General features: G+C 43.5%; 22 protein-coding genes, 1 tRNA gene and 1 rRNA gene (1 of these 24 cut by a window edge). 6 read left to right on the top strand and 18 right to left on the bottom strand.

Annotation, left to right across the window (positions count from 1 at the left end; translation table 11 throughout):
* Nucleotides 1–39: 39 nt before the first annotated feature.
* The 13 genes from HWQ47_RS26515 to HWQ47_RS26455 all read right to left on the bottom strand — a co-directional run bounded on the left by HWQ47_RS26515 (nt 40) and on the right by HWQ47_RS26455 (nt 4,059).
* Nucleotides 40–354 carry a hypothetical protein gene (locus HWQ47_RS26515; protein ID WP_269968919.1) on the bottom strand — a complete coding sequence of 105 codons (315 nt, stop codon included), beginning with the start codon at nt 352–354 and terminating at the stop codon, nt 40–42.
* Complete coding sequence (locus HWQ47_RS26510; RefSeq protein WP_269968918.1) at nt 354–599, bottom strand: hypothetical protein; 246 nt, start codon at nt 597–599, stop codon at nt 354–356. The genes HWQ47_RS26515 and HWQ47_RS26510 overlap by 1 nt, the downstream gene beginning before the upstream one ends.
* Nucleotides 596–847: a hypothetical protein gene (locus tag HWQ47_RS26505; RefSeq protein WP_269968917.1), complete on the bottom strand. Its 252-nt coding sequence runs from the start codon at nt 845–847 to the stop codon at nt 596–598. Before HWQ47_RS26505 ends, HWQ47_RS26510 begins: the two co-directional genes overlap by 4 nt.
* Nucleotides 844–1,104 (bottom strand): hypothetical protein, encoded by a 261-nt coding sequence (locus tag HWQ47_RS26500; protein WP_269968916.1) that lies wholly within the window; start codon nt 1,102–1,104, stop codon nt 844–846. The genes HWQ47_RS26505 and HWQ47_RS26500 overlap by 4 nt, the downstream gene beginning before the upstream one ends.
* Nucleotides 1,104–1,745, bottom strand: coding sequence for a 3'-5' exonuclease (locus HWQ47_RS26495; RefSeq protein WP_269968915.1), 642 nt, complete (start codon nt 1,743–1,745; stop codon nt 1,104–1,106). The genes HWQ47_RS26500 and HWQ47_RS26495 overlap by 1 nt, the downstream gene beginning before the upstream one ends.
* Complete coding sequence (locus tag HWQ47_RS26490; RefSeq protein ID WP_269968914.1) at nt 1,742–2,239, bottom strand: hypothetical protein; 498 nt, start codon at nt 2,237–2,239, stop codon at nt 1,742–1,744. The genes HWQ47_RS26495 and HWQ47_RS26490 overlap by 4 nt, the downstream gene beginning before the upstream one ends.
* Nucleotides 2,236–2,487 carry a hypothetical protein gene (locus tag HWQ47_RS26485; protein WP_269968913.1) on the bottom strand — a complete coding sequence of 84 codons (252 nt, stop codon included), beginning with the start codon at nt 2,485–2,487 and terminating at the stop codon, nt 2,236–2,238. Before HWQ47_RS26485 ends, HWQ47_RS26490 begins: the two co-directional genes overlap by 4 nt.
* A complete protein-coding gene (locus HWQ47_RS26480) occupies nt 2,484–2,711 on the bottom strand; it encodes a hypothetical protein (RefSeq protein ID WP_269968912.1) in 228 nt (75 codons plus the stop codon). The genes HWQ47_RS26485 and HWQ47_RS26480 overlap by 4 nt, the downstream gene beginning before the upstream one ends.
* The gene (locus HWQ47_RS26475) at nt 2,708–2,881 is read right to left on the bottom strand and encodes a hypothetical protein (protein ID WP_269968911.1); all 174 of its coding nucleotides are present in this window, start codon (nt 2,879–2,881) and stop codon (nt 2,708–2,710) included. Before HWQ47_RS26475 ends, HWQ47_RS26480 begins: the two co-directional genes overlap by 4 nt.
* Nucleotides 2,878–3,114, bottom strand: a complete 237-nt coding sequence (locus HWQ47_RS26470; protein ID WP_269968910.1) for a hypothetical protein — start codon at nt 3,112–3,114, stop codon at nt 2,878–2,880. The genes HWQ47_RS26475 and HWQ47_RS26470 overlap by 4 nt, the downstream gene beginning before the upstream one ends.
* Before the next feature lie 3 nt (nt 3,115–3,117).
* On the bottom strand, nt 3,118–3,429 hold the full coding sequence (locus tag HWQ47_RS26465; RefSeq protein ID WP_269968909.1) for a hypothetical protein: 312 nt from the start codon (nt 3,427–3,429) through the stop codon (nt 3,118–3,120).
* 61 nt (nt 3,430–3,490) lie between these two features.
* A complete protein-coding gene (locus tag HWQ47_RS26460) occupies nt 3,491–3,808 on the bottom strand; it encodes a hypothetical protein (protein ID WP_269968908.1) in 318 nt (105 codons plus the stop codon).
* Complete coding sequence (locus HWQ47_RS26455; protein ID WP_269968907.1) at nt 3,805–4,059, bottom strand: hypothetical protein; 255 nt, start codon at nt 4,057–4,059, stop codon at nt 3,805–3,807. The genes HWQ47_RS26460 and HWQ47_RS26455 overlap by 4 nt, the downstream gene beginning before the upstream one ends.
* 98 nt (nt 4,060–4,157) lie before the next feature.
* On the opposite strand from HWQ47_RS26455, the gene HWQ47_RS26450 reads away from it, so the two are divergent.
* Nucleotides 4,158–4,454, top strand: a complete 297-nt coding sequence (locus HWQ47_RS26450) for a helix-turn-helix domain-containing protein (RefSeq protein WP_269968906.1) — start codon at nt 4,158–4,160, stop codon at nt 4,452–4,454.
* A gap of 42 nt (nt 4,455–4,496) precedes the next feature.
* Nucleotides 4,497–5,465 (top strand): phage integrase, encoded by a 969-nt coding sequence (locus tag HWQ47_RS26445; RefSeq protein ID WP_269968905.1) that lies wholly within the window; start codon nt 4,497–4,499, stop codon nt 5,463–5,465.
* A 128-nt stretch (nt 5,466–5,593) separates the two neighbouring features.
* On the opposite strand, the gene mnmH is transcribed toward HWQ47_RS26445, so the two are convergent.
* The 3 genes from mnmH to HWQ47_RS26430 form a co-directional block, all read right to left on the bottom strand.
* Nucleotides 5,594–6,697 (bottom strand): tRNA 2-selenouridine(34) synthase MnmH, encoded by a 1,104-nt coding sequence (gene mnmH / locus HWQ47_RS26440; RefSeq protein WP_269968904.1) that lies wholly within the window; start codon nt 6,695–6,697, stop codon nt 5,594–5,596.
* Complete coding sequence (selD, locus tag HWQ47_RS26435) at nt 6,697–7,737, bottom strand: selenide, water dikinase SelD (RefSeq protein WP_269968903.1); 1,041 nt, start codon at nt 7,735–7,737, stop codon at nt 6,697–6,699. Before selD ends, mnmH begins: the two co-directional genes overlap by 1 nt.
* Nucleotides 7,738–7,900: 163 nt before the next feature.
* Nucleotides 7,901–9,007 (bottom strand): fatty acid desaturase, encoded by a 1,107-nt coding sequence (locus HWQ47_RS26430; protein ID WP_269968902.1) that lies wholly within the window; start codon nt 9,005–9,007, stop codon nt 7,901–7,903.
* A 154-nt stretch (nt 9,008–9,161) separates the two neighbouring features.
* Here HWQ47_RS26430 and fabR point away from each other — a divergent pair, with 154 nt between their 5' ends.
* Nucleotides 9,162–9,776 (top strand): HTH-type transcriptional repressor FabR, encoded by a 615-nt coding sequence (gene fabR, locus HWQ47_RS26425; RefSeq protein WP_269971867.1) that lies wholly within the window; start codon nt 9,162–9,164, stop codon nt 9,774–9,776.
* A gap of 113 nt (nt 9,777–9,889) precedes the next feature.
* On the opposite strand, the gene trmA is transcribed toward fabR, so the two are convergent.
* Complete coding sequence (gene trmA, locus HWQ47_RS26420) at nt 9,890–10,987, bottom strand: tRNA (uridine(54)-C5)-methyltransferase TrmA (RefSeq protein WP_269968901.1); 1,098 nt, start codon at nt 10,985–10,987, stop codon at nt 9,890–9,892.
* A 227-nt stretch (nt 10,988–11,214) separates the two neighbouring features.
* Here trmA and murI point away from each other — a divergent pair, with 227 nt between their 5' ends.
* Nucleotides 11,215–12,003: a glutamate racemase gene (murI, locus tag HWQ47_RS26415; RefSeq protein WP_269968900.1), complete on the top strand. Its 789-nt coding sequence runs from the start codon at nt 11,215–11,217 to the stop codon at nt 12,001–12,003.
* A 27-nt stretch (nt 12,004–12,030) separates the two neighbouring features.
* Here murI and HWQ47_RS26410 read toward each other — a convergent pair whose 3' ends face one another.
* Nucleotides 12,031–12,501, bottom strand: a complete 471-nt coding sequence (locus HWQ47_RS26410; RefSeq protein ID WP_269968899.1) for an RNA recognition motif domain-containing protein — start codon at nt 12,499–12,501, stop codon at nt 12,031–12,033.
* Nucleotides 12,502–13,263: 762 nt separating this feature from the next.
* Here HWQ47_RS26410 and HWQ47_RS26405 point away from each other — a divergent pair.
* Together HWQ47_RS26405 and HWQ47_RS26400 are read left to right on the top strand one after the other, a co-directional pair.
* A 16S ribosomal RNA gene (locus tag HWQ47_RS26405) occupies nt 13,264–14,818 on the top strand.
* A gap of 192 nt (nt 14,819–15,010) precedes the next feature.
* A tRNA-Ile gene (locus HWQ47_RS26400) sits at nt 15,011–15,068 on the top strand (it continues 19 nt past the right edge of the window).

Here is a 15,068-nt window from a genome sequence, read left to right as displayed (position 1 = left end):
CTTCTGAAATGCTGATGCGAATTTTATTGGGTAGGTGCCTTAATCGCGCAAGCGCAAATCACGATTGCGATTGAATACCGCATGGTTTGAAGCGTGCTCATCTAGCGAGCCAATAACAGCCGCTTGTGCTTGGTATACATTGGTATTAGCTGAAATGTCTGCGGTGCCAAAACCATAGACATATTGTCCTTCTTGATACTGGTTATCTGACAGCACGCTGACGGGGTGAGCGGGTGTGCTGTTTGGTTTAAACAGACACACCTTACCCTCAAGTGGGTATTGCTCAGTGTTTGAAAACAACGGGGGGTATTTAGGTCCCGATATAGTAGGCGATAGCGCTAATCTTGCTTGCATTACAACTCGTGCTCAACATAGCGCGTGGCGGCTTTAATGGTTCTTTGAATGCCTTTGGCGAGGTTTAATAGACCTTTACCAAGCGCTTGAGAATAAAGACACTCAAGGGCGCCGCGTGCCACTGCCATGTCGAGTGCAGAGTCAACAGTACGTTCACCTCGATAAATGCTTATTGCGTAGCGCAATTGAATTTTATAGTGACGGTAGTGTTTAATAAGGTGCCTAAATTCAGGATTGTTTATCACACGCTATCTCCCATGTAACCGTTACAACCTGTGCATTTATGATGATTCACACAGTGAATAACCAAACTGCTATGTTGCCTTGCACAACCAAAATCCTCTAGGTCGACCGCGACAGCTTCAGTTAAGCCTCGCTTGCTTAGGCTTAACTTTAGGAATGTATGGCTAAACCCTATGGCGTCATTCAGTGCCAACCATTGACGCATTTGCAGTTGCGTCATGTTGCCGAGTCTTATCTTTGACTTATTCATGAGGCTGACTTCCCAAATATGGCTAAAGCCCACAACTGTGATGCTGGTAACTTTCTACCTGATATTGAGATTACTTTTACCGTTCGACGGGGTAGAGACGATTGCTTTGTTGTATATTTTCGACTTTCTCTAATGTTATATAGTTTCGCAGATGCTTGACGTGTTGATATTCCTAGCTCCATAGCAAGTGTTGCGGCAGTGTATTTTTTGCCCGTTGTTAACATATGCTCAGCTGTATCTTGAGTTAAGTTACTCATCAGAATGGGCTCCTACCGTTATTGACCGCGGCCATTTTGAGAATCACTTCACGTGTTAATTGACAATCCTCAAGCGCACGATGGCGTGTAGATGGGAGTTCAATCCCCATTTGCTTAGCTGCATTGTCGAGTGAATGCCATTTGTATTCACCATAGGCGTTGTTCCAATCTCCCCCGAATTGGGCATAATTCAACATGGCACAGTGCCAACGATTCGTGTTATCTGAATGCTGCCGTATGCATGGGACTAATTGACATTCAACGGTGAATGGCATGGTGATATGCAGTGTTGATAGCAATAGCTTTAAATCGAATGAAGCATTCCAAGCAACAATTTCACGCCCGAGAGTGGCCTCTAAAAGATCTATTAATACAAGATTAAATTCAGGTGCGTTTTCAACCATGTCATTAGTGATGCCATGAATAGCGATAATGTCATCAGGAATTTGTTGAGTAGGTCTAACCAACGTGTTCATGAGGATATTGCCAGTGGCCAACTCAATAGCGGCAACCTCGACAACCTCACAGCCCCATTCAAGACCTGTCGTTTCTGTATCAAGAATGATGGCGTTTGAGGATATCCATTTTTTGGCTATTTCAACGGCATAGGTGCTTTCGATATTACTTTCACAGGTAGTCATGATGGCTCTCCAGAGTTGCTAACTTCAACAATGGCGAATGACACGTGCATATCTCTAAGTTTGGCCGCGGTTTGGATCAATAAATCACTATCATCCGCACAGAATGTTTTAATTACGGATATAGAGGTAGCTGGTTTTTCATGGTGCCAACCATTGAAATAGCAACCGTTGTAAAGGTCGTACATTTGGATAGCCACTCTAGTTCCCGGCGTGATGACGCAATATGCCCAGTCAGACTCTCTCAATTTCTTTATTAAGGCGTGTTCTTTTTCTGTCGCCTTCAAATGCTTGGAGCTGACGCATGACGGGCAGGCTGTTGAACAAGTTTCATCTGACGATTCAAACCCATACCAACCCTCCGCAGTGGCTTTATTGATAACTTGATCAACATTTCCAACCTCTAATACATAAGATTCACCTCCACAAATTAAGCATGTGATGATAAAAGCAGGGACCGCTTTAATTTGTGTTACTTTGATAGGGACGAGTTTCATGATCGCTGCTCCTTGCGGCCAGCCAGTAATTTATTGGCTTTATTTATGATGGTTTGCAGTGCTTTCTTGCGAGAAGTATGGCTTGGTTGGTCCCTACTGTTTAACTCTTCGAGGGCACTTGTTGCGGCGAGCAGCGCGCTTTGCGGATCAAGCCTTAATTCACACTCAAGTATGCCTTTGCAATCGTTAACTGAGGTGTTAATACAAGTCAGATGGGAAATAAAATAGGAAATCTTTTTATTGCTCATGATTGCTCTCTAGAGGTATTTATTTCACCAATTTCAACGATTGAAAATTCCACGCCTTTTTCTTTAAACTCTACTAAGACGTTATTAAATAGAATGGAGTCTTTTACATATAAGCTTGCGCCAACCAATGTGTGTGCGAATCCCCAACCATGCGCCGTCCATTTAATGAAATATTTACTGCGCTTCGTCTTAAACTTGATGGCAACAATTGTTTTTTCTGTCATGACTTTTCTCCGATTAGTTCTGAAACGCTGATACCAAGGCTTCTAGCTTCTTTGATGAGTGCTATTCTTCGGCGGCAAGCCAATTGATGACGAATAGCTTCATTTGGCTTATCTCTAAGTTTTGCTTTTGGCCGTGGAGGATAGTTGCTGACTGAGTTCAGAAGATTCATGCTGGATCCCTTAGCGGGATACGCAGCTTAGATTCGGCGTCTAGTGCAAAGGTATTCGCGCGTTCCTGATTGAATTCACCAATCTCACTTGAATCGACATATTGAGCAATGGCCCAGCCGTTGTAATTATCAGGCGTGTACGTGACACAAACTTGTTTAACGGGAAAGTTAACATTCCAGCGTGGACTGGATACTGTGACAATGCCGTGGGTAACTAAGAATAATTTAGCCATGGCTTAACTCCTCAGTTCGTAATGCAGCGCATCTTGCAAACTGATTGTTTCTATCAAATCAAGGCATAAGACACGTAAAATATTATCTTTGAGGACATCCTTGGATACACGGGATAGGCCGTATGCCATGCCACCGTAATAATTTGAGCGATTATTACAATTGCTTAACGATGCAACGTTACGTTGATAGATATCGGCCATTAACCGACGCATATCGAGATGCAGTTGATTGGTTAAGTCGAACTCCCACTTGATAGCGGGAACAAATGCATGATTGCAAGCAGGTTGTTCAACTGCTAAGATCTCGTTTGTCATATTTATAGTTCCTAAAGTTATGAATTGATGCGCCATTTCAGTTACAGCTGAAGTGGCTTTTTTACGCCTGTGTTTTAGTGTTTCTCTTGGGTTTGTGGCTGAACTGTTCACGACTCAACATACCCCCGCCAAAAATGTGATTAATTTCGCCTAGCGCGATGATCGACAGTCTTATTTCTTCGCGTTCGTCATAGGTCATTTCGTCTATTGATTTTGAGATATACAAACTTGGTTTGAGCTTTGCGCCAAACAAGATCATGGCTTTTTGCTGTTCGGTAAGTCGGGCATACAAACTTGCTGCATGGCTCCGGCCTATTATTTCCCTAGCTGTATCAAATGGGCTTGGTGTTTCTGGTATGTCGTTTTGAATGTTTGTCATAGCGAATATGCCCTGCTTGTGACTTTCACATCCCACCCAGCAGATTCCAGTGATGCCATAATCATCTGGGCTTGATTGATATAAACACTCGCACAACTATCTGTACGAATAACAGGTAAGTGCCCTCGCGCAACTTGCCCCCTGACAGCTCTCACTGATTGCGACGTCTTTGATGCGTAAGCCTCAATTGTCAACGGAAGCATGTCTGGTTGCAGGTTAATTACAGGCCGACTCTCTATTTCCTTTCTCATTTGTTGTATCCTGAAAAGTTACCTAGTGACACCGAGTGATGCTTGGTGTCTTTCATGTGAATTTCATGGATTATTCCATGCTTTTTAGGGGAAAGCAAATGTCTTTTGGTAAAAGATTGAAGTCAGTAATTAAAGAAGAACGATACACACAAGGTGAATTTGCGGAAGAAATGAACGTTACAAGAGGTCGAATTGAAGAATATATCGCAGAACGAAATAAGCCTTCAGGTGAATTATTTATGGCAATGACAAAACATAAAGTATTCAGGAAATACACAATGTGGCTACTTTCTGGTGAGGTTGAACCAAACTCCGGACAAATCAGCCCGGCTTTTTCAACTCAAGAGAAGTGCGGATTAATTTCTGGAACAGAAAATATACAGAAAAAGGCATAACTAAATTAGCTGTAACATTTTACCGATGGGGAGGGCAGTTAAATGTCTATTAAACCAACCCCTAACGGTTACGAGGTCGATTGCCGTCCTAGTGGACGAAATGGAAAAAGATACAGGAAAAAATTTAAGACCAAGGGCGAGGCGCTTAAATTTGAACGTTGGTTGATAGCTGAAAAAAATCAACATGATTGGATTGATAAACCAAAATCAAAAATCCCATTATCTGAGCTGATCGATTCGTGGTTCCATTATCACGGACAACAACTCAAAAGTGGATCAAATGACTTAAGACACTTGCAACGGCTGGATAAAGAACTTGGACAACCCAAGGCATATCAAGTGACCAAAAATCTATTTATGGATTATCGGTCTACAAAGTTAGCAAGTGGTATCAAAGCATCAACCATTAATCGTATACACAACAGATTAAGCGGGGTTTTTACTACGCTGATCACTGCAGGTAAATTGAATTGTGAGCACCCCTTAAAAGGACTCTCAAAACTGAAAGAGCCAGCACATCAAATGGGGTTCCTGAGCAAAGATGAAATAAAGCTACTGCTCGATGCGCTAAGCGGTGATCCGTTAAAAATCGCTAAACTCTGTCTTGCAACTGGTGCACGATGGAGTGAGGCCGCAAACCTTAGAGGGGCGAACTTGGTAGCAGGTAAAGTTATCTTCATTGACACTAAAAATGGAAAAAACCGAGCCGTACCCATTCGGCCCGAACTATTAGCAGAGATCTATACAGGGAAAAGCGGTCCACTGTTCAAATCTTGTTATAGAGAGTTTTATCACACTTTAAAAGGTATTGACGTTGAACTCCCGAAAGGACAAGCAGCGCACGCGCTTAGACACACATTTGCGAGTCATTTCATTATGAGTGGAGGAAACATTTTAACTCTACAAAAAATATTAGGACACGCGACAATAATACAGACGATGAGCTACGCCCACTTATCGCCAGACTATTTAAATGAAGCAATGGAGCTTAACCCGCTGTCCACATTGTGACCCAAATACAGTGACATTTAGTGACACTGAGTGTCACCAAATTGCTTTAACTGATTGATATTTAGAGTAAGTTACTGTTTTGTAATGTGCAATAAAGTCCTCAAGAGAGGGCTTTATTATTTCAGCGGTTATTTTTTATAGGCATCTAGCCACTCATGCATCGCTTGGTGTGAGCCCTTGAATATGACTCTAGCCTGCTTTTTCTCAAGTTGATATTGGTACATCGGGTCGTAATAGCGAGTTAAGAGCAGCGAGATCCACGCTAGGTGAGCTTCTGTCGTATTTTGCTGCAGTTGAACGTTTAGTGCGTGGGAGATGATTGATTGAAACTCATCATGGAGCTGTCCACCGAGTCGCTTCTTTATGCTAGTGATACTTTGGCTCAGGTATTCACTAAAAGCGCTGAAGCCTGCTTCTTCACCTAATCGTTCGACATAACCTGAATGCATCTTGTGTACGTATTCATTTAACAGACGGGATAATCTGGTTTCTTCAGGCTCCTCTAACACTAAAATGTTAGCACTTTGCATACCGGCATAAAAAGCTTTAGGGATTGCGGAACGCCCGATCAAAAAGCTTTCATCTTCTAGCAGCAGACATTTCTCGCCTCTGTCTTGATGCTTAAGCAGAGCTACGGCCAGTTGGTTTTCAAAGTTAATCTGCGAAGGTTGCCCTTCATGATAGCGACCAAAGCTGGAGCCTCTGTGATGTGCAAAACCTTCTAGATCGACCGCTTCAGAACGTTGGAGCAAGAAGTCTGTTTTGCCGCTACCAGTGATCCCACTGAGGATCAAAACCGGTTGTTTAGCTGGAGTATTGTCTATGGTGTCGATAAGGTATTGTCTCATCGCCTTATATCCTCCCTCGACGTAAGGGATATCGGTTCCAGCCTCTTTTATCCACTGCTGTGACAGTTGAGATCTCAAACCGCCACGAAAGCAACATAGGTAGGCATTAGGGTTTTGCTTAATAAACGTTAACCAAGCGTCTACCCTTTGCTGCTTTACTTCTCCTTTAACCAAGGTATGTCCTAATGCAATAGCCGCATCTTGACCTTGTGCTTTATAGCAAGTCCCCACTCGTTGGCGTTCGCTATCTTGCATTAAAGGGTGGTTGGTGCTTGAAGGGAATGCGCCCTTATCGAACTCAATCGGTGCCCTAACATCGATCATAGGGTGATCACTGAGCATGATCTCTTTATAAGCGGTGTTAGGGATGATATGGCTGCTCATTAGATCAGTTCCACTAAAGTTAACTGCTCGTTGTCTGTCAGCGTGCCAATACAGTTGGTGGTGATATCATGTTGCGCCAGTAGCGCAACTAATTCACTTTCAGCTTTGCTAGATACAGCGATAAGTAAGCCGCCACTGGTTTGAGGATCACAGATAATCGCCTTTTCAGTGTCGGTTAGCAGAGGTAAGAACTCGCTATAACTGTCGAAATTTCTATGGGTACCACCGGGAATACAGCCTAGCTCTAAATATTTATCAACTTTAGCAAGTAAAGGTAATGCAGGGACTGAAATTTGAGCATTAAGTTTCGCTCCCTGACATATCTCAATTAGATGACCGGCTAAGCCGAATCCGGTGACATCAGTCATCGCGTTCACGCCTGGAAGCTTGGCTACTAATGTTCCAATTTTATTGAGTTGACACATGGCATCTACGGCAATTTGAGTATCTTCAGCTGCAATCTTCTTCTGCTTTTGCGCGGTAGTTAAAATGCCAATGCCCAATGGTTTAGTCAGATAGAGTTTATCGCCAGATTTCGCAGTATCATTTTGCTTTAGCTCGCTCAGTGGGATCTGCCCAGATACCGCGAGGCCAAAGATGGGCTCTGGAGAGTCGATACTGTGGCCGCCAGCTAACATTATACCCGCATCAGCACAGGCTTGACGTCCGCCATCGACAACTTGCTGTGCGATTTCTGCCGAAAGAATATTGATAGGCCAACCTAAGATCGCAATGGCCATCATCGGGGTGCCGCCCATGGCATAGATATCGCTAATGGCATTAGTGGCTGCAATACGGCCAAAGGTAAAAGGGTCATCGACAATCGGCATGAAAAAATCGGTAGTGCTAATGATCCCTGTTTCGTCATTGAGCTTATATACGGCGGCATCATCTCGGGTTTGATTACCAACGAGAATATTAGGATCTTCAAAAACAGGTAGCTGAGATGCCAGTATAGTACTGAGGACTTGTGGAGATATTTTACAACCACAGCCTGCGCCATGACTGTATTCGGTAAGTTTGATGTCTGATTGTAACATTGGCACAAAGTCCATAGTGATTCGGTTAATCGGCCATGATAGACCTATCGTTAAGCCACTTCAATCAGGAGAGGGTTTCAGTGAGTAAGAGCTGTCGCAGGTAAAGTCATTCGGGATATAAAAATGAGGGCTATCTGGTTAAAGATACCCTCATTCTAATGGGTTAAGCGTAGGAGGCCATTAACAGTTGCCAGTTTCTCTGTTGTGTTTGGAAACGCATTTTCAATTCATCAACTTGTAACATGAGATGCTGGTTGGCAAGTTGCTTGCGTTTAGCTTCAAGCAGCTCTTTTTTCGCTAAATAATATTCAGCAAGATGCGCCTTAAGCAGTGCGTATTCTGTTTCAAGCATCTCCAGCACCTCATCACCATCGGGAAGTAAGGCGACGCGATTCTGTGTTTGTTTAAGCTGCATCTGTAACTTAGCACTCTCTATACGCTCTTGAGGCGTTACCCGCAGATCTTTAGCCAATCCGCACCAGTTTAAGGTGTTGATTAACCACTTTGTTGGATCGTATTGCCACCAACGAATACCGTTTCGGTAATCATTTTCAAAAATATGATGGAAGTTATGATAACCCTCACCATAGGTAAGAAGGGCGATAAAACCATTATCTTTGGCGGTATTCTTGTCAGTATAAGGCTGGTTTCCCCAAACATGGGCTAAGGAATTTATAAAGAAAGTACAGTGATGCACGACGACAAGTCTTAATAAACCAGCCATGAGTAGCATGGCTAGAATATCGCCGTTGAGCCAACCGATAAATGCAGGCAGAGCAATATTCATTAGCAGTGCTAAGGTTAAATAATATTTGTGCTGCCACATCACTATCTTATCATTTTGTAGATCGCGGACATTTTTATAATCGTGATAACGTTGGGATTGGTACTCTCTAAGCATCCAACCTATGTGGCTATACCAGAACCCCATCTTCGCCGAATAGGGATCTTTGTCATTATTATCGACGTGTTTATGGTGCACTCTATGATCTGATGACCAATGCAGTGCACTGTTTTGTAGTGCGAGAGCACCGCCTAGAGCAAACAAAAAGCGAACAGGTGCTTTCGCTTTGTAAGTCCTGTGAGACCAGAGTCTGTGGTAACCCGCAGTGATTGATAGACCACTGGCAAAGGCAAAACCTATGAATGCAATCCATTCATATAAGCCATAATCATAGGTTAATCCATACCAAGGAACGAGTATTACTGCGCCAAGAAAGGTGATGGTGAAAAGTGCTACATTTGTCCAAATGAGTGGGGGTTTTGTCATTATTATTATCCAGTTAAACTTTGAGCGTACATCTGTAAGCTAATTTAGCTGCTGAAACTTAATTGGTCAAGTTAGAAAGGTGATCTAAGAGCTGCGTTTTGGTATCAAAAAATGTATTATCTCGTGATCACACTTAGTTTGCGGATAAGCCATGATGGGCATTAGAGCACAGCAGAAAGAGAAAACGCGTCGGGCATTAGTCGATGCAGCGTTTAACCAATTAAATGCTGAGCGGAGCTTCTCTAGCCTGAGTTTACGTGAGGTTGCACGCGAAGCTAAAATTGCACCGACCTCATTTTATCGTCATTTCAAAGATATGAATGAGCTAGGACTCACCATGGTCGATGAAGGAGGGTTAACGCTACGTCAATTGATGCGTAAAGGTCGTCAGCGTGCAGAAGCGGGTGGGAGTGTTATACGGATCTCGGTTGAAACCTTCATGGAAGTGTTGGAATCTAACCCTAATGTCTTCAGAATCTTGCTGCATGAACGATCCGGTACCTCTGCACCATTTCGTGCTGCAGTTGCTCGTGAAATCGAACATTTTATCTCTGAATTAGCTCATTACACCGAAGCAACTGCAAAGCGTAGTCCTGAGCTGGCTCATGCGCAGGCTGAAGCGCTAGTTACACTCGTCTTTAATGCTGGCGCGGCTGCATTGGATATGAAACGTGTTGATCGAAAAATTCTGGCTGATAGATTAGTGATACAACTTCGCATGGTAGCCATGGGATCAGAGGCGCTGCAACTGAAGATGGATAAACGGTAATTCTGTCCTGTCGTGGGTTGAACCATAAATAGCTTCTGATAAATAACACAAAAAAACAGCGACTTTTCGCCGCTGGTTTTTGTGTTTCTAAGTAAAATTTATATCAATCAGTATTATTTTCTCTCTAAGAAAACCCCTGATTCCATATGGTCTGTATAGGGGAATTGATCGAATAGTGCAAAACGAGTAATGTTATGAGTTTTGCTTAATTCACCTAAATTGTCGATAAGGGTATTAGGGTTACATGAGATGTAAATAATACGCTCATAGCCTTGTACTAATTTCACGGTGTCTGGGTCCATACCCGCACGTGGTGGATCGACAAAGATGGTATTGCAGTTGTAGCTGTCTAAATCAATCCCTTCTAAACGTCTAAAACTACGCTTCTTTGCCATCGCATCGGTAAAGTCCTCAGCTGACATACGAATAATCTGCAGATTATCAATGGCATTTATCTTGATATTGTATTGTGCTGACTCAACTGAAGGTTTAGCAAGTTCAGTGGCTAAAACACGATCGAAGTTCTGCGCAAGTGCGATTGAAAAGTTACCGTTACCACAATAGAGTTCCAGTAGATCGCCGGTACTGTTTTTGGTTACATCGATAGCCCACTCGAGCATCTTAACGGAAACCTTGCCATTTGGTTGAGTAAAGCTATTTTCAATCTGATGATACTGTAGCTGTTCGCCTTTAACTAGCAGAGACTCAATAACAAAATCTTTATCGAAGATAAGTTTTTGTTTGCGTGCTCGACCAATAATATTGACGTTAAATTTGCTGGCTAGTTTCTCTTTTAAGATTTTAGCTTCTGTTTGCCACAGTTCATCAAGTTGCTTGTGATAAAGTAAAGAGACTAAGATCTCACCGCTGAGAGTTGAGAGAAAGTCAATCTGAAACAGTCTATGTCTAAGTACTGTATTATGTTTCAATTCTGCGATAAGCGCTGGCATCATGTCATTGATCAATTGGCTGGCTGGTAGAAATTGATCACAACGAACTTTACTATCAAGTGCTTTATCAAACATGTAGTAATACATGTCTTCGCCTTCATGCCAGATACGGAATTCTGCACGCATACGGTAATGAGCGGGCTCAGAACTAAATACCTCTAGATTCGGTGTATCAAAGTCAGCGAATATCTTTTCCAATCTGATACGTTTTTCTTCGAGTTGCGCATCATAGGTAGTAGGATCCATTGCTGCTAAATTCATTTATTGATCACCCTTGGTTTAATAGATCTGCTACGCATGTCTATTTATGCCACTGTGTGGCGTTATTTAGTGCTTACTTATCGCTGTTTTAGTATCCATACACTCAATAGCGAGTTTATTTTGGGACCGAATTATTATACTAGCAGGCAAGGAAGTCCAGTTTCTCGCTTCCGATTTTCAGATTCTTGTGTGAAAATTCTAATATTAACGAATAACGGAGATAAGCATTGTCGGGACCTATAGTTGTTTTCGATTCAGGAGTCGGTGGGTTATCTATCTTAGATGAAATTAGGAAAGTACTGCCTGATCAAGACTACTGCTATCTGTTCGATAATGCTCGTTTACCCTATGGTGAACTCGAAGAACAGGAGTTGGTGGATGGTTGCAAGTCGCTTATTGTTGCAATTGTCGAACAAGTTAGTGCTTCTTTAGTAGTGATAGCCTGTAATACGGCAAGCACTTTAGTTTTACCTGTATTAAGGGAGACGTTAACCATCCCTGTTGTTGGTGTCGTCCCAGCAATAAAGCCCGCGGCTTTGTATTCTCAGGCTAAACATATAGGGCTACTTGCGACGCCGGGGACAATTCAGAGAAGTTACACACATAGCTTAATTAAACAGTTTGCCAGTAGTTGTCGGGTTGAGTTATTTGGTTCATCAGAATTGGTTTTGCTGGCGGAAAAAAAAGCGGCGGGTAAAGCTATTCTGCAAGAGGAGATATCTCAACTCTTGTATCCTATTAAAGCTTCTGCTTTAGATACGTTAGTTTTAGGTTGTACTCATTTCCCAATTCTTAAAGCTGAGATACAGGAATATTTAGGGTATGAGGTATTGCTGCTCGATTCAGGAAAAGCGGTTGCGGCACGTGTATCTAGTTTAGTCGGGAGAGGTGTAAGTAAAATTAGTATTAATAGTAAAGAGATGAATGCACTGTATACGCAGGATATAGAGGAAGGGCTTAAAAAGTCATTAGTCGAATTTGGTTTTTCAAGTATATCGAAAGTCCAAACTGACTAATGATTTTATCTTTAAATGAAGTCAGGATTAAGCATCTGCTTCTTGACGTTCACTTTTTTCTGCATCTTGTGATTTAGCTTCTCTGACTTTAAGCGTACGTTCTTGGAAGTCAAACTCATTGAGCTTGCTCATTGCTTTCTCCGCCCCAGCCTCTGACATTTCAATAAATCCAAAACCCTTACGTCGACCAGTCTTGCGATCTCGTACTAGGCGTACAGAGTTGACTGGTCCATATTTTCCGAAAAGTTCTTTTACTTCCCCTTCATGTACACGATAAGGCAAGTTGCCAACATAAAGTGTCATAGTTGGACCTGAGTATTGTTCAACGCTTGCGGCATTGTTAGCGGCTGGAGATGATTTGCCCTGAAGTGCAAATACAACGCTTGCAATAATAGCACCAGTGAAGAAAGCGATTGCAGCCTCAAGGTCTGCGAACTGAGTGAACGCGAATGCGCCTACTATGGCGATAATCAAAACGATAAGAAATGGCTTTTGCATATATATGATCTCTGAAGAATTGATAAATAACTGTTAATAGCAGGTATATGGTAATGAATTATTTACCATTACACTAGTCTATTGCCGAAAAAATGAACTTAATACTTCATCAAAGGGATAAATATAGCAAGATGCAGTCTTAAACTGAGGGTAATTTCGACAAAATAAGAGAAGGGTGTATAAAAGTTCAGCGAGTAAACGCAAAAGTAAAAAAAGGGGTTGCGCTCTGAGCTGGCATCCCTATAATGCGCAACCACTGACACAACGCAGCAGGCTTATAGTCTAATGTAATGTGAGAGTACGATGAAATATCTAATGATGATTCATCGGGTTGAAAGCGATTTAAGTGGTTCGTAGATGTGCCTTACATATGAGAGTGTAACTCTTCTGTATAAGAATGCATCGCTTGAAAAACTTCTTAAAATAAGCGCTTGACGCCAACCACGGAGAGTGTAGAATACGCCTCCTCAAGCCAACGACCTAGCGTCACGGCTGCACTAGTAAGTGCAACGCTCTTTAACAATTTATCAAGTAATCTGTGTGGGCACTCACAGGTGTTGAGTTATTCGAAATTGTCTCTTTTGAGGCAATCAAAAATTTACTCAATGAACCACTGAGTGACCATAGCAACGGACTTCAACTTCTTTCGGGAAAATGAGGTTACGGAGCAATAATATGTGAACTTCATGAATCTTCGGGTTTGTGAAAAACAGTATAATTCGTTGAGCCGTTTTACTTCTAACGGAGTAGAACAAAAAACTTTAATTGAAGAGTTTGATCATGGCTCAGATTGAACGCTGGCGGCAGGCCTAACACATGCAAGTCGAGCGGAAACAGGAGAGTAGCTTGCTACTTTCGCTGTCGAGCGGCGGACGGGTGAGTAATGCCTAGATATCTGCCTAGTCGTGGGGGATAACAGTTGGAAACGACTGCTAATACCGCATACGCCCTACGGGGGAAAGGAGGGGACGCACTTTCGAGAGCGCCTTTCGCGATTAGATGAGTCTAGGTGGGATTAGCTAGTAGGTGAGGTAATGGCTCACCTAGGCGACGATCCCTAGCTGGTCTGAGAGGATGATCAGCCACACTGGAACTGAGACACGGTCCAGACTCCTACGGGAGGCAGCAGTGGGGAATATTGCACAATGGGCGAAAGCCTGATGCAGCCATGCCGCGTGTGTGAAGAAGGCCTTCGGGTTGTAAAGCACTTTCAGCGAGGAGGAAAGGTTGTCGTTTAATAAACGATAGCTGTGACGTTACTCGCAGAAGAAGCACCGGCTAACTTCGTGCCAGCAGCCGCGGTAATACGAGGGGTGCAAGCGTTAATCGGAATTACTGGGCGTAAAGCGTACGCAGGCGGTCTGTTAAGCCAGATGTGAAAGCCCCGGGCTCAACCTGGGAATTGCATTTGGAACTGACAGACTAGAGTCTTGTAGAGGGGGGTAGAATTTCAGGTGTAGCGGTGAAATGCGTAGAGATCTGAAGGAATACCGGTGGCGAAGGCGGCCCCCTGGACAAAGACTGACGCTCATGTACGAAAGCGTGGGGAGCAAACAGGATTAGATACCCTGGTAGTCCACGCCGTAAACGATGTCTACTCGGAGTTTGGTAACTTAGTTACTGGGCTCCCAAGCTAACGCATTAAGTAGACCGCCTGGGGAGTACGGCCGCAAGGTTAAAACTCAAATGAATTGACGGGGGCCCGCACAAGCGGTGGAGCATGTGGTTTAATTCGATGCAACGCGAAGAACCTTACCTACTCTTGACATCCACAGAACTCGCTAGAGATAGCTTGGTGCCTTCGGGAACTGTGAGACAGGTGCTGCATGGCTGTCGTCAGCTCGTGTTGTGAAATGTTGGGTTAAGTCCCGCAACGAGCGCAACCCTTATCCTTATTTGCCAGCGAGTTATGTCGGGAACTTTAGGGAGACTGCCGGTGATAAACCGGAGGAAGGTGGGGACGACGTCAAGTCATCATGGCCCTTACGAGTAGGGCTACACACGTGCTACAATGGTCGGTACAGAGGGTCGCAACGCCGCGAGGTCAAGCTAATCCCACAAAGCCGGTCGTAGTCCGGATCGGAGTCTGCAACTCGACTCCGTGAAGTCGGAATCGCTAGTAATCGTAGATCAGAATGCTACGGTGAATACGTTCCCGGGCCTTGTACACACCGCCCGTCACACCATGGGAGTGGGCTGCACCAGAAGTAGATAGCTTAACCCTTCGGGGAGGGCGTTTACCACGGTGTGGTTCATGACTGGGGTGAAGTCGTAACAAGGTAGCCCTAGGGGAACCTGGGGCTGGATCACCTCCTTACCTATACGACTAACTCAATACCTGAGTTGGCAATAAACTGCATCCGTGCGTTTATTGCACACAGCACATCCGTGTGCTTGAGTGTTCACACAGATTACTTGATAGAAAGAAAGAGCAGAAATATACGTGTCTGTTTAGACGACGTACTCTTGTTTAAAGCGATAAGCGATAAATAAGGCTGCAAGTATAAATGGGTCTGTAGCTCAGCTGGTTAGAGCGCACCCCTGATAAGGGTGAGGTCGGTGGTTCA

This window comes from Shewanella sp. MTB7 (assembly GCF_027571385.1).
GTDB lineage: Bacteria > Pseudomonadota > Gammaproteobacteria > Enterobacterales > Shewanellaceae > Shewanella.
Note: the sequence above shows the minus strand (reverse complement) of the source record. Positions and strands in the feature narration are given on the sequence as shown.

Excerpts from the sequence above, each read along its gene's own strand:
- HWQ47_RS26515 (WP_269968919.1), bottom strand. The coding sequence starts at position 354 with ATGCAAGCAAGATTAGCGCTATCGCCTACTATATCGGGACCTAAATAC.
- HWQ47_RS26505 (WP_269968917.1), bottom strand. The coding sequence starts at position 847 with ATGAATAAGTCAAAGATAAGACTCGGCAACATGACGCAACTGCAAATG.
- HWQ47_RS26500 (WP_269968916.1), bottom strand. The coding sequence starts at position 1,104 with ATGAGTAACTTAACTCAAGATACAGCTGAGCATATGTTAACAACGGGC.
- HWQ47_RS26495 (WP_269968915.1), bottom strand. The coding sequence starts at position 1,745 with ATGACTACCTGTGAAAGTAATATCGAAAGCACCTATGCCGTTGAAATA.
- HWQ47_RS26490 (WP_269968914.1), bottom strand. The coding sequence starts at position 2,239 with ATGAAACTCGTCCCTATCAAAGTAACACAAATTAAAGCGGTCCCTGCT.
- HWQ47_RS26485 (WP_269968913.1), bottom strand. The coding sequence starts at position 2,487 with ATGAGCAATAAAAAGATTTCCTATTTTATTTCCCATCTGACTTGTATT.
- HWQ47_RS26480 (WP_269968912.1), bottom strand. The coding sequence starts at position 2,711 with ATGACAGAAAAAACAATTGTTGCCATCAAGTTTAAGACGAAGCGCAGT.
- HWQ47_RS26475 (WP_269968911.1), bottom strand. The coding sequence starts at position 2,881 with ATGAATCTTCTGAACTCAGTCAGCAACTATCCTCCACGGCCAAAAGCA.
- HWQ47_RS26470 (WP_269968910.1), bottom strand. The coding sequence starts at position 3,114 with ATGGCTAAATTATTCTTAGTTACCCACGGCATTGTCACAGTATCCAGT.
- HWQ47_RS26465 (WP_269968909.1), bottom strand. The coding sequence starts at position 3,429 with ATGACAAACGAGATCTTAGCAGTTGAACAACCTGCTTGCAATCATGCA.
- HWQ47_RS26460 (WP_269968908.1), bottom strand. The coding sequence starts at position 3,808 with ATGACAAACATTCAAAACGACATACCAGAAACACCAAGCCCATTTGAT.
- HWQ47_RS26455 (WP_269968907.1), bottom strand. The coding sequence starts at position 4,059 with ATGAGAAAGGAAATAGAGAGTCGGCCTGTAATTAACCTGCAACCAGAC.
- HWQ47_RS26450 (WP_269968906.1), top strand. The coding sequence starts at position 4,158 with ATGTCTTTTGGTAAAAGATTGAAGTCAGTAATTAAAGAAGAACGATAC.
- HWQ47_RS26445 (WP_269968905.1), top strand. The coding sequence starts at position 4,497 with ATGTCTATTAAACCAACCCCTAACGGTTACGAGGTCGATTGCCGTCCT.
- mnmH (WP_269968904.1), bottom strand. The coding sequence starts at position 6,697 with ATGAGCAGCCATATCATCCCTAACACCGCTTATAAAGAGATCATGCTC.
- selD (WP_269968903.1), bottom strand. The coding sequence starts at position 7,737 with ATGTTACAATCAGACATCAAACTTACCGAATACAGTCATGGCGCAGGC.
- HWQ47_RS26430 (WP_269968902.1), bottom strand. The coding sequence starts at position 9,007 with ATGACAAAACCCCCACTCATTTGGACAAATGTAGCACTTTTCACCATC.
- fabR (WP_269971867.1), top strand. The coding sequence starts at position 9,162 with ATGGGCATTAGAGCACAGCAGAAAGAGAAAACGCGTCGGGCATTAGTC.
- trmA (WP_269968901.1), bottom strand. The coding sequence starts at position 10,987 with ATGAATTTAGCAGCAATGGATCCTACTACCTATGATGCGCAACTCGAA.
- HWQ47_RS26410 (WP_269968899.1), bottom strand. The coding sequence starts at position 12,501 with ATGCAAAAGCCATTTCTTATCGTTTTGATTATCGCCATAGTAGGCGCA.